Genomic DNA, 12,441 nt, shown 5'->3' on the forward strand with positions numbered 1-12,441 from the left:
CTAAACTCACGGGCGGAAGGTGAGGGTGTCCGGGTCGGTTAAAACCTTGTGCCCGCTTCGCGGACGCGCATACGGTGGCGCCTGACATGCGACGGCAACCCGAGACACGACGGCAACCTGCGGCGGCCTGCGGGCACGGCGCACGACAGCGGAGGAGCGCCCGATGAGCCCGGTGACGTTCCGGGTCCTCGGGCCGGTGGGGGCGCACGACGACACCGACGAGCTCGACCTCGGCGGGCTGCGGCAGCGTGCGGTGCTGGCCCGCCTGCTCGTGGCGCGTGGTCAGGTCGTGCCCGTGGACACCCTGCTTTTCGACCTGTGGGACGACGACGCCGGCAAGGGCGCCCAGTCGGGGTTACAGGTCTACATCTCCCGGCTGCGCCGGGTGCTGGAGCCGAACCGCCCGCGCGGCGGGCCCAACCGGCTGCTCGTGACCGTCGCGTCGGGGTACGCCCTGCGCGCCGCTCCCGAACAGGTGGACGCGCTGAGCTTCGAGGCCATGGTCCGCTCGGCCGGCGAGCGGCTGGACGAGAGCCCCCAGGCCGCCCGGGCCCGGCTGGACGCGGCGCTCGCGCTGTGGCACGGCACGCCCTACTCGGACTTCGCCGACCAGCACTGGGCGGAGGCGGAGGTGGCGCGGCTCAGCGAGCTGCGCCTGGTCGCCAGGGAGCGGCACGCCGACGCCGGGCTGCGGATGGGCCTGCACGCCGAGACCGTGCCCGACCTCGAGGCGCTGACCACCGAGCACGCCCTGCGCGAGGAGGGCTGGCGGCTGCTCGCCCTCGGCCTGTACCGGTGCGGGCGGCAGGGCGACGCGCTCGCCGCGCTGCGCCGCGCCCGCACGATCCTGTCCGACGAGCTCGGCATCGACCCCGGTCCGGCACTGCGCAAGCTGGAGTCGGACATCCTCGCCCAGGACCCCGGGCTCGACCTCGTGCTCCCCGCGCCCCGGCGGCCCGTCGAGATCAGCGCCACCTGGCCGCCGAGACCGGTCGCGACCGGCGACGCGCCGCCGCTGGAGCCCGAGCCGTTCGTCGGCCGCGACGCCGAACTGGCCGCGCTCGCCGCCGCCGCGCCGCGCGCCCAGGGGGGCCGGTTCACCGTCGCCGTCATCAGCGGCGATCCCGGCGCGGGGAAGACGACGCTGGTGCGGCGGCTGTTCGAACGGCTGGAGCGCGAGGGCTGGATCGGGGCGACCGGCGGCTGCCCCGACAGCACGGCGACCCCGCCCGGCTGGGCCTGGGTCGAGGTGCTGCGCGCCCTCGTGGCCCGCAGGGGCGCGGGCGAGTACGCCGCGCTGCTGGCGCCGCTGCTCGACGACGCCGCCCCCGACACCGCCGACGACGAGGCGTCGGGCGGCTTCCGGCTGCACCGGGCCGTCGGCGGCTACCTGTCGGCCGTGGCGCGCGAGGCCCCGCTGCTGATCCTCGTCGAGGACCTGCACTGGGCCGACGACCAGACGCTGGCGCTGCTGCGCGCGCTGCCGAGCCTGCTCGCGGCCAGCCGCGTGCTGGTCGTGGTGACCTGCCGGGACGGCGAGCTGAACGACCAGCAGCAGGACGTGCTGGCCGCACTGGCCCGCCTCGACCCCGTACGCGTCGGGCTCGGCGGCCTCGACGACGCCGCGGTGGCGGAGCTCGTCCGGGCGACCTGCGTGCGCGAGGTCGACGACGAGGTCGTCACCACGATCGTCGAGCGGGCCGGGGGCAACCCGTTCTTCGTGAAGGAGACGGCCCGCCTGTTCGAGGCCGAGGCCGACATCTCCGAGGTGCCCTCGGGCGTGCGCGACGTGTTGCGGCGGCGGATCGCCCGGCTGCCGGAGCGGGCCCAGCAGGTGCTGCTGCAGGCCGCCGTGATCGGCCGGGACGTGGACGTCGACGTGCTGGTCGACGTGTCCGGCGACGAGGACGCCGTGGTGGACGCGGTGGAGGCGGCGCTGCTGGCCGGGCTGGTGACCGAGCCGGGGCCCGGCCTGCTGAGGTTCGACCACGACCTGGTCAGGGACACGCTCTACTCCGACGCCTCACGGCTGCGCCGTTCGCGCCTGCACGCGGCGGTGGCCTCGGTGATCGAGCAGCGCAGCCCGAACGACGTGGCCGCGCTGGCCCACCACTACGACGCGGCGGGCACGGTGGAGACGGCGGCGAAAGCCGTACGGTACGCGGGGCTGGCGGCCGAGCAGGCCGAGCGCAGGTTCGCCCACCGCGAGGCCGCCACGCTCTGGCAGCAGGCCATCGCCGCCTTCGACCGTGCTCACACGAACCGTGCTCACACAGGCCGTGCTTCCGCGGACCGGGGGCCGGTACGCGACCGGCTGGAGCTTCAGCTGCGGCTGATCAGGGCGCTGGCGCTGTGCGGGGACATGACCGCCGCGCGCGCGCACCGGGGCGAGGCGATGTCGGTCGCGCTGCCGCTCGGCGACCTGGAGCTGACCGCCCGGGTCGCGGCGGCGCTCGCGGTGCCGCACAAGGGCATCGCCCGCGACTTCACGCGCACGGCCTGGGAGATCGTCGACGTCACCGAGAAGGCGCTCGTCGAGCTGCCGGAGGGCGAGCAGTCCCTGCGGGCCAGCCTGCTCGCCACGCTGGCCCTCGAACTGGAGGGGTCGGCCACCGAGCGTGGTTACCAGGCGTCGCTGGAGGCGGAGGAGCTGGCCAGGGCGAGCGGCGACCCCGCCCTGCTGGCGATGGCGCTGAGCGGCCGGCTGCGGCAGTCGTACACGCTGACGCAGGTCGACGAGCGCGAGATCATCGGCCGTGAGCTGCTGCGGGTCGGGACGGAGTCGGGCCAGATCGCGGTGCAGACGCTGGCGCACCTCGTGCTGCTGGAATGCTCGGCGGCCCGCGGCGACTTCGCCGAGGCCGACGAGCACCTCGCCCAGGCCGAGAGCCTCGGCCGGCGGTACGACCTGCCCGCTCCCGCGGCCGTCGGCGCGTGGTACGCCGGGCAGCGCCTGATGATCACCGGTGACTACGCGGGGGCCGAGCGGGCCTACCGGAACGCCGCGCGGCTGACCGCGCGGGCCGGCATGCTCGAAGGCCGCCAGGACCTGCCGCTGATCGCCACGTTCTGCCTGCACCTGGTGGACGGCCGGGCCGCCGAGATGACCGAGCCGCTGGGCGAGGCCCATCAGCGCGGCGCCAAGTGGACCCTCGACGCCTACGCCGTGGCGCTCGCCTCGGCCGGCCACGTCCGGGACGCGCGGGTGGTGGCCGCGAGCAGGGAACCGGTCCGCACCGACTTCCTCTACGAGCTCGCCCTCATCTGGCGGGCCCTCGCCGGGATGCTCCTGGACGACGAGGACCGGATGCGGGAGGCGTACGAGAAGCTGGCGCCGTTCCGCGACCGGATCGCCGGGGCCGGCACCGGCGTGGTCGCCCTGTGGCCGGTGGCCAGGACGCTCGGCGACCTCGCCGTACGGCTCGGTCTGCCGGCCCGCGACCACTACGAGAAGGCGCTGGCGGTGGCCGAACGGGTCGGTGTCCCCCGCTGGGTCGCCGAGGCCCGCGAGGCTCTCGCCGGCGTGTGACGAATGGGAGGCCGTGTGATCAAGAGGCAGAGTCCGCGAAGGCCCCTGTAGCATCGCGAACCCGTCGCCTCTCGTCCCCTCTTATGTACGGCGGACGGATTGACCACCGGTTGACATCCGCTTGCAAATGGCGCGGTCGGGCGCGTTAAGGTGAGGCTTGCCTAATCGATGGCGACGACCGGGGGTGAGAGCACGTGCGGATCCCTGACCCTACGGCGGCCTCCGTGTTCGGCCTGCCTCTGTGGCTGGTCGTCACGGTCGGCGCGGTCGCCCTCTTCGGCGCGTTCCAGGTGTACTACTGGGTCGGCCGCAGGCTCGGCGAGGCGCTCTACCGCTCGCGCGTCGGCCGCAGGATCGGCCGGGAGCGGATCGAGCGCGTGGAGAACGTGGTGCGCCGGTGGGGCGCGCTCGCCGTGTACGGCTGCTTCTGGGTGCCGGGCCTGCGGCACACGCTGCCGTGGGTGGCCGGGGCCCTGCGGGTGGACTACCGCTGGTACCTGGTGGCGAGCGCCCTCGGCTGCCTGACCTGGGTGCCGGTGACCTCGTTCGGCCTCTACTCGCTCCTGTGGGCCTGGCTGTCGCTGGCGGCCCGGTCCCCCGCGCTGGCCGCCGCCGTCGCCGCCGTCGTGGCCGTGGCCGTCGCCCTCCTCCTCCTGCGGCGCCGCCGCAGGAGGGGCCGGAGCGGTGACGCACCCGCCGCGTCCGAAGCCGTGCGATCATGACGGGATGCGTAACGGGGTACTGATCGCGCTGGCCGCCGCCCTCGTCACGGCAGGGACCGCCACCGCCACCGCCGCGCCCGCGCGCGCCGCGACGGCCGCCGCGTCCGGCCGGGGGCCCTCGGTCACGGCCCGGGAGGCCTACCTGGTGGACACCACGGACGGAACGGTCCAGTTCGCCAAGCGCGAGACGCGCCGGGTGCCGGTCGCGAGCCTGACCAAGGTCATGACCGCCTACGTGGTCCGGCGGCAGGCCCGGCTGGACGACGTAGTGACAATCACCAAGGCCGACGTGAAGCACGCGCTGTCCGGCGGGGCCGCGACGGCGGGGCTGCGGGCGGGCGAGCGGCTCACGGTGCGCGACCTGCTCTACGGGCTCATGCTCCCCTCAGGGGCGGACGCCGCCCACGCCCTCGCCGAGCGGTACGGCCCGGGGACGGCGAAGTTCGTCGCCAAGATGAACGACGCGGCACGCCGCCTCGGCCTGCGCGACACCCGCTACGCCAACCCCGACGGGCTGCCGTCGAAGGGATACTCCACGGCCCGCGACCAGGCGGCGCTGACCATGGCCGCGCTGCGCGACCCCGTGATCGCGACCGTCGCCAGGACGCCCAGGCGGGTGGTCCGCAAGTCCGCCCTCCACCGCGGGCACGTGTGGCGCAACACCAACGACCTGCTCGACGACGGCGCGGTGGGGCTGAAGACCGGCTTCACCGACCAGGCGGGCTACTGCCTGTCGTTCGCCGCCGTCCGGGACGGGCGCACGTACGTGGGGGTCGTGCTGGGCGAGCGCAGCGACAAGGCCAGGTTCGCCACCGCGCGCAAGCTGCTCGACTGGGCCACCGGAGGAGCCGGCGGGGGAGCCGGCGACGAAGCGGTCGCGGGGGCGGGGGTCACGCTCCCCTGAGCAGGCCGTGGCAGGCGATGGCCGCGGCGGCCACCACGTTCAGGGAGTCGACGCCGAGGTCCATCGCCCGCGTGCTCATCGGGATGCACACGGGCTGGTCGGCCTCGTGCAGCCAGTGGGACGACAGCCCGTCGCCCTCCGAACCGAGTATCAGCGCGACCCGGCCGGACAGCGGGGCCTTGTCCAGCGGCACGGCCGACTGGTCCGGCGTCAGCGCCAGCAGGCGGAACCCTGCCGTCCTGAGCTCCGCCAGGCCGCCGTGCCAGTCGGTCATCCGGGCGTACGGGATCGCGAACACCGCCCCCATCGACACCTTGACGGCCCTGCGGTAGAGGGGGTCGGCGCAGCGCGGCGACAGCACGATGGCGCCGACGCCGAGCGCCGCCGCGCAACGGAAGATCGCCCCGACGTTGCCGTGGTCGACGAGGTCCTCCAGGACGAGGATCCGCGGCCCCGCGTCCGCGAGGAGCTCACCGACCGGCGGAAGCGGGGTGCGCTCCATCGCGGCGAGCGCGCCCCGGTGGACCTGGAAACCGGTGACTCCCTCCATCACCTCGTCGGTGACCAGGTAGACGGTGGCCTCCCCGATGACGTCGGCGAGCACGTCGAGCCACTTGGCCGTGGTCAGCACCGAGCGCACCGGATGGCCCGCGCCGATCGCCCGCCTGATGACCTTCTCGCCTTCGGCGACGAACAGACCGCGCTCGCTCTCGACGCTCTTGCGCAGATCGACGTCGCGCAGCCGCACGTAGTCCGCCAGGCGCGGATCGGCGGCGTCCTCGACCGGGATGACCACGGGCCAAGGGTACGGCCTGCGCCGGACCCTCCCGCACCTACCAGGCGCATGTTGTGACTTTTGCCAGTATCGTTCCGTAAACCTGTTACGGCCAGAAACCTGTTACGGCCAGTGGACACCGGAGAGGGCACCGTGGGCGGACGGCACCGCACAGACGAACTCGATGGCGGCTCAGACCCCCAGTTCGAGCCCCCGCCGCGGCGGCGGGCCGGGCGGGGGACGGTGCTCGTCCCGCTGGCCGGCGCGGTCGCCCTGGCCGTGCTCCTCGGCGTCGCGGCGTACGTGGTGGTGAACAAGGGCCCGGGCTGCGCGGGTGAGAGGGTCAAACTCTCCGTCGTCGCCTCCCCCGACATCCACCCGGCCGTCCAGAAGATCGCCACCAGGTTCGGCAAGTCGGGCCGGGCCGTCGACGGCAAGTGCGTCGCCGTCACGGTCAAGGCCGCCGAGCCCGCCGACGTCGCCAACGCGATGGCGGGCACCGGCCCCACCAGCGGCAAGCTGGACCCCGACCTGTGGATCCCCGACTCCAGCCTGTGGCTGAGCGGCGTCAAGAACGCGCCCGAGCCCGCCGGCAACGCCGCCAGCACGCCCGTCGTGCTGGCCGCGTCCAAAGCCGGCGCGGACAAGCTCCAGTCGGCCTTCAGCCCGAGCTGGACCGGCCTGATGAGCGCGGCGAACGCCGCCAACCCCGACGGCCTGGCGCGGAAGGTGCGCGTGCTCGCGCTCGACCCCACGCAGAACGCCGCCGGCCTCGGCGCGCTGCTGGCCGGGGCCGCCGTGCTCAAGCAGGGAGGCGGCGGCGAGGAGACGCTCGTCGGCGTGCTGCGCCGGCTGTCGGAGTCGACCGTGTCCACGCCCGACAGCATGTTCGCCACGCTGACCAAGGCCGCCGCCCGCATCCCGGTGGGCGTGACGTCCGAGCAGGCCGTGTGGTCGTACAACACGACGACGACCCCCTCGAACCCGGCGGTCGCGCTGTATCCCGCCGAGGGCACGATCAGCCTCGACTACCCGATCATCGTCACGGCGAAGGACTCCGCGACGCGCAAGGCCGCCCAGGCCCTGGCGACCGAGATGACCTCGCCCAGCGGCAGGAAGACGGTCCAGGACTACGGCTTCCGCGCGCCCGACGGCACGGGCGGCGGCCTGCTGAAGCCCGACAACGGCGTGAACGCCAAGAAGCCGGCGGCGATCCCGCTGCCGGACGCCGCGACCGTCACCCGCCTGTCCCAGGCGTGGCACCAGATCAAGCTCGGCACCAGGCTGCTCTCCCTCATCGACATCTCCGGGACCATGGCGCTGCCCGCCGACAAGACCGGCGTCACCCGGATGCGCGCCATCAGCGACCTCACCGTCGAGGGCCTGAAGCTCTTCCCGGACAAGGCCGAGATGGGCCTGTGGACCTTCTCCGACAACCTGCGCGGCCCGGGCGTCGACTGGAAGCCCGTCGTGCAGATCGGGCCGCTGGCCCAGCAGATCAACGGGGTGACCCGTCGCGAGACGATCGCTCAGGCGCTGCGGCAGGTGAAGGCCATCCCCACGGGCAACACCGGCCTCAACGACACCCTGTGGGCCGCGTACCAGAAGATGACCAAGGAGTACGAGCCCGACAAGGTCAACACGATCCTGCTGTTCACCGACGGGGTCGGCAACGACGACCCGAACGGCGGCCTGTCCAACAGCGAGATCCTGCAGAAGCTGAAGGGCGCCTACGACCCGAAGCGGCCGGTGAGCCTCCTGATCATCTCGTTCAACACGCAGAAGGACGAGGACCGGACGCAGATGACCTCCATCGCGAAGGCGACCGGCGGCGCCGCCTACTTCCCGCAGACGGTCCTGGAGATCCGCAACATCTTCCTCAAGGGCATCGCCCGGCGACTCCAGTAGCAGGAGTCGCTCAGGCACCTGTTTTCGCAGGTCATGCCCGTTGGGCATGACCGCGCGGCCCGTAAACGACGCCAGCGGGGACGGCGTCCCACTCGTGTGGGGACCGGCGAGACCAGGTTCCGTCACACGGGGAGGAATGTTCGTTGCCCGTATGGCCCGGCGTCGGGCGAGCCGACGACCACCGACTGCTGGAGGCGCTGCGGCGCGGGGGCGGCACCGACGCCCAGGCCCCGGCCGCGCTGTACGACGCGTACGCCGACCGGCTGAGCGACTACGCGTACGCGCTGCTGGGCGACCTGGACGCCGCGGCCCGGGCGGTGCACGACGCGCTGGTCGCCGCCTCCTGCTCCGCGGACCGGTTGAAGGAGCCGGCCCGGCTGCGGGCGTGGCTGTACGCGCTGGCCCGGTTTCACAGCGCCACCCGCAGAGGGGCCACCCGTAGAGGAAAAGGCGGCACCGGACCGGTCGTCACCGTGGAGGAGTCCGCGGATCCCCCGCTCGCCGCGCTGGTCGTGGAGGCGCTGGGGGAGCTCGGCGACCACGAGCGCGAGGCGCTCGAACTCGCCCTGCGGCACGGCCTGACGGCGGCCGAGATCGGTTCGGTCCTCGGGCTCGCCGCCCGGCAGGTGTCGGCCCGGCTCACCCGGGCCCGCGACCACCTGGAGAACGCCGCCGCGGCCCTCGTGCTGGCCAGGACCGGCCGGGCCCACTGCCCCGGGCTGTCCGCCCTGGTCGACCACGGCGTGGGCGCCAGCTGGCAGGACGGCCCCCTCCCCGCTCCCCTGCGCAAGCGCCTGAGCAGGCACATCGCGGGCTGCGAGATCTGCCGCGAGGGCCGGGGCAGGCACGTGGCGGCCGGGCGGCTGCTCGACATGATCCCCGTCGCCTTCCCCCCGCTCTCGCTGCGCAACCGGGTGATCGAGTCCGCGCTCCGCGCCGACCCGCGCGACGGCGCCACCGCTGTCCTCGACCGGCGTGGCTTTCCCGCGGCCGCGCAGCCGCCGACGCGGGCACGGCGCGGACGGGCCCGCTCCCGTCCGCTGCGGACCGCGCCCGTCATGCTCGCCGCCGTCTGCGTGTTCGGCACGGCGGGCGGGCTCGCGCTGGTCTCCGGGCAGGCGCCGGCCGAGCGCCTGGAGGCGATACGCGTACCCCCGACGGCGGCCCCCGGGAACCTGACCCCCGGCGATCCGGCCCCCGGCGACCTGGTGCTCGGTCCCGAGGAGAGCGATCCGCCCCCCGACGGCCAGGCCACCCCGGCGCCCTCCGACGACATGACGGCCCCACAGGACGATCCCCCCCGATCGGCCGCGACCGCCCCGCCCCACACCACCGCACCCTCGGGGCGGTCGCGGCCGTCTCCCACCCGTACGCCGCGCGCGCCCAGGCCGGCCCTGACGGCGCTGTGCCCCGGAGACCTGGGCACGGCCGCGGGCACGTCGATCACGCTGGCCGCGCACAACGCCGTGATCGAATGGACGGCCGGCGCCTCGGGCGGGATCGCGGTCTCGCCCCGGCACGGCAGGCTCCGCGCGGGGGCGAGCGGCCGGGTCGTGCTCACCGTCGCCGATCCGGGGGTCGCGGGCACGGGCGTGGTGACCTTCCAGTCCTCGGCGGGCCGGCCCTCCTGCCGGATCACCTGGGACGGCCAGGAGGGGACCGGCGAGGCCGACCCGGTGCCCGACCCGACCTCGGGCCCCCCTACCGGTCCCACGGCCGACCCACCGGGCAGGTCCGACGGCAGCCCGCCTCCGGCGGTCGACACCGCGGCGAGCCCTTCACCGTGACGCATCCGTCACAGGGTCACCACTTGTTACACCTTTGATGGAAGATTGGCACCCGCCAGTAACAATCCGGAGTAGCCAGGTGTCAGCGGAAGTTCGAAAGGGGAAAAACGACGCGACCGAGGATTTGAGGGGGCACTGTGGCCCAAGCATGGCTGCCCGGCGCAAGCCGACTTCCCTCCCCCGGGGACTCCGGAGCGATGCTCGGAGGAGCCCCGAGGACCGTCTGGTTCATCTGGCCCGCCGATCCCCAAGGGGTCTCGGCCAGGTCCGTCGCCCAGCGGCTGATCCAGCTCCACCGGCCCTCCCACCTGGTGTGGAACCCGGTGACCGGGGAGATCGTCCAGTCGTTGCCGCCCACCAGGGCGGCCGGCGGGCTCACCGCGGACCGCGGCAGGAACGGACGGGTCTGCGTGCAGATCCAAGTCATCGGCTCGGCGAGGGAACCGTTCACCGACACAAAGCTCGACGGCCTGGACGACATCCTGGCCTGGCTCGACTCCTGGGAGGTGCCGCGCCGCTGGCCGGCCGGGCCTCCGCTGCCCTACCCGCACTCCGTGGCCGCCGAGCGCAGCAAGCGGCTGTGGGCGCGGGGCGGGCACTTCGGCCACTCCCAGGTGCCCGGCAGCAGGGAGGGCGACCCGGGGTCGATCGACATCGCCCGCATCATCGGCGAGGAGGCGCTCAACCTGGAAGTCCCCCTGCCCGCACGCGAGTTCAGGCTCCTTCAGGAGGTATGAGCTCCCGTATCACCGCGCACCCGCGCCGCACGTCGGCGCGGGAGGCCGAGCCGTAGCCCAGCACGAGGCCGTGCACCCGAGGCGGCCCGTGGTGGTGCGGTTCGGTCGTGTCCAGGAGCACGCCGCGTTCCCCGGCCCGCCGCACGAGGCCGGGGACCACGCCGGAGGGCAGGGCGACCATGACGTGGAGCCCGGCCGTGTCACCCCGCACGTACGGCCCGAGCGCCTCGACGATGGCCGCCCTCCTGCGGGCGTACTCCAGCCGCATCCTGCGCAGGTGCCGGTCGAGGTCGCCGCGTTCCAGCAGGGTCGCCACGGCCCGCTGCACCGGCCCGGACGTGCGGTCGGCCAGGCGCACCCGGCGTTCGGCGACGGCGTCGAGCAGGCCGGCGGGGGCGACCAGCCAGCCGAGCCCGACGTCGGGCCCGAGCGACTTCGACAGCGTGCCGAGCAGCACCACCCGCCCGGGGTCGAGCCCGTAGAGCGCGGGCAGCGGCGCGACGTCGTAGCGGAACTCGGCGTCGTAGTCGTCCTCGACGACGACCGCGCCGGTCCTGCGCGCCCAGGCGAGCAGCTTCTCCCTGCGCGGGATCGGCAGCCTGCCGCCCACCGGGAACTGGTGCGCGGGCGTGGTGTAGAGCACGCGCAGGTCGTCGGGGAGCGCCTCGACGATCACGCCCTGCTCGTCCACGGGGCAGGGCACGACCTCGGCGCCCCGGGAGGCGAAGATCCGCCGGGCCGCCCGCCAGCCGGGCTCCTCCACTCCGGCCCGGGTCCCCGGGCCGAGCAGCGTGGCCGCGATCAGGTCCAGGCCGTTGCCGGTGCCCCTGGTGACCATGACGTTCCCGGCGCCCACCGGCACGGCCCTGGCCCTGCGCAGGTGCTCGGCCAGCAGCTCGCGCAGCTCCGGATGGCCGTAAGGGTCGGGGAACGCGTTCAACGGGAGCTCGCCCGCCGAGCGCCACGCCCGCCGCCAGGCCGCCGTGTCGTACCCCAGCACCCACGGCCGCCCCGGCCGCAGGTCCACCACCCCCGGTGGCGCCTCCTCCCGGTGGGCGCCCCGGCCCGCGTCGACGGCCCGGCCCTCGGCCTTCTCGTACGGCAGCGCCTCGTCGGCCACGTACGTGCCCGAGCCGTGCCGCCCGTCCAGCCATCCCTCGGCGTACAACTGCTGGTACGCGTCGGTGACGACGGTCCTGCTGACACCGAGCAGGGTGGCGAGCCCCCGGGTCGACGGCAGCCGCTCCCCCGCCCTGAGCCCGCCGGTGCGCATCGCCTCCCGCAACTGGGCGGCCACCTGGACGGCGAGCGGCACCCCGGAGTCGCGGTCCACCGTCAGCGGCACGTCGATTGTCGGACGCAAGTGGTCTCCCCGTATGGGTCGTGAGTGGACGTGTTCCGCCAGTCCACTTCGCCCTAACGTAACGGACATGCTCTCCACAACCGCCCGTACCACCCTCAACCGCTCGAAGGAACGGGCGCGGACCGACCGCGCCGACCTGTACGCGATCCTGGACGCCGGCCTGATCTGTCACTTCGGCGTGCTGGCCGGCGGGTCCCCGATGGTCGTCCCCACCGGCTACGGGCGGATCGGCGACACGCTCTACCTCCACGGCTCCACCGGCGCGACCTCGCTGCGCGCCGCGCTCGGCAGCCCGGTCTGCGTGACCGTGACCCACCTCGACGGCATCGTGCTGGCGCGCTCCGCGTTCCATCACTCGGTGAACTACCGCTCCGCCATGGTCTACGGCCTCGCCCGGCTGGTGGACGACCCCGAGGAGCAACTCGCCGGCCTGCGGGCCATCACCGAGCAGCTCGCGCCCGGACAGTGGGACGCCGTACGCCTGCCGGACCGCAAGGAGATGGCCGCCACCGCCGTCGTCGCCCTGTCGCTGGAGGAGGCGTCGGTGAAGGTGCGCCAGGGACCGCCGAAGGACGACGAGGAGGACTACGACCTGCCGGTCTGGGCGGGCGTGCTGCCGCTCACCGTGACCTGGGGCGCCCCGGAGCCCGACCCGCGCCTCGCCCCCGGCATCCCCGTTCCCGCTCACGTCCTAGACCGATAAGCCGCATTTGTAA

The 12,441-nt window shown here is 74.1% G+C and carries 9 protein-coding genes; 7 read left to right on the forward strand and 2 right to left on the reverse strand.

Annotated features, from left to right (window positions below; genetic code table 11):
• Positions 1 to 163: 163 nt before the first annotated feature.
• The 3 genes from ACWEQG_RS34015 (at position 164) to ACWEQG_RS34025 (ending at position 5,155) form a co-directional block, all read left to right on the forward strand.
• Positions 164 to 3,529: a BTAD domain-containing putative transcriptional regulator gene (locus ACWEQG_RS34015; RefSeq protein ID WP_452291101.1), complete on the forward strand. Its 3,366-nt coding sequence runs from the start codon at positions 164 to 166 to the stop codon at positions 3,527 to 3,529.
• 194 nt (positions 3,530 to 3,723) lie between these two features.
• Positions 3,724 to 4,251 carry a DedA family protein gene (locus tag ACWEQG_RS34020; protein ID WP_452291103.1) on the forward strand — a complete coding sequence of 176 codons (528 nt, stop codon included), beginning with the start codon at positions 3,724 to 3,726 and terminating at the stop codon, positions 4,249 to 4,251.
• 4 nt (positions 4,252 to 4,255) lie between these two features.
• The gene (locus ACWEQG_RS34025; protein WP_452291105.1) at positions 4,256 to 5,155 is read left to right on the forward strand and encodes a D-alanyl-D-alanine carboxypeptidase family protein; all 900 of its coding nucleotides are present in this window, start codon (positions 4,256 to 4,258) and stop codon (positions 5,153 to 5,155) included.
• On the opposite strand, the gene ACWEQG_RS34030 is transcribed toward ACWEQG_RS34025, so the two are convergent.
• Positions 5,142 to 5,951, reverse strand: coding sequence for a TrmH family RNA methyltransferase (locus tag ACWEQG_RS34030; protein WP_452291107.1), 810 nt, complete (start codon positions 5,949 to 5,951; stop codon positions 5,142 to 5,144). The two genes, ACWEQG_RS34025 and ACWEQG_RS34030, sit on opposite strands and share 14 nt — an antisense overlap.
• A gap of 111 nt (positions 5,952 to 6,062) precedes the next feature.
• Between ACWEQG_RS34030 and ACWEQG_RS34035 the strand changes: the two genes are divergently transcribed.
• The 3 genes from ACWEQG_RS34035 (at position 6,063) to ACWEQG_RS34045 (ending at position 10,362) form a co-directional block, all read left to right on the forward strand.
• Complete coding sequence (locus tag ACWEQG_RS34035; protein ID WP_452291109.1) at positions 6,063 to 7,838, forward strand: substrate-binding and VWA domain-containing protein; 1,776 nt, start codon at positions 6,063 to 6,065, stop codon at positions 7,836 to 7,838.
• A 143-nt stretch (positions 7,839 to 7,981) separates the two neighbouring features.
• Positions 7,982 to 9,625: a sigma factor-like helix-turn-helix DNA-binding protein gene (locus tag ACWEQG_RS34040; RefSeq protein ID WP_452291111.1), complete on the forward strand. Its 1,644-nt coding sequence runs from the start codon at positions 7,982 to 7,984 to the stop codon at positions 9,623 to 9,625.
• A gap of 197 nt (positions 9,626 to 9,822) precedes the next feature.
• Entirely contained in the window at positions 9,823 to 10,362 is a 540-nt protein-coding gene (locus tag ACWEQG_RS34045) for a hypothetical protein (protein WP_363463136.1), read from the forward strand.
• Here ACWEQG_RS34045 and pdxR read toward each other — a convergent pair.
• On the reverse strand, positions 10,340 to 11,725 hold the full coding sequence (gene pdxR / locus ACWEQG_RS34050) for a MocR-like pyridoxine biosynthesis transcription factor PdxR (protein WP_452291113.1): 1,386 nt from the start codon (positions 11,723 to 11,725) through the stop codon (positions 10,340 to 10,342). The genes ACWEQG_RS34045 and pdxR overlap by 23 nt on opposite strands.
• Before the next feature lie 67 nt (positions 11,726 to 11,792).
• Here pdxR and ACWEQG_RS34055 point away from each other — a divergent pair, with 67 nt between their 5' ends.
• Positions 11,793 to 12,428 (forward strand): pyridoxamine 5'-phosphate oxidase family protein, encoded by a 636-nt coding sequence (locus ACWEQG_RS34055; RefSeq protein WP_452291114.1) that lies wholly within the window; start codon positions 11,793 to 11,795, stop codon positions 12,426 to 12,428.
• Positions 12,429 to 12,441 lie beyond the last annotated feature (13 nt).

The organism is Microbispora sp. NPDC004025 (genome assembly GCF_053604425.1).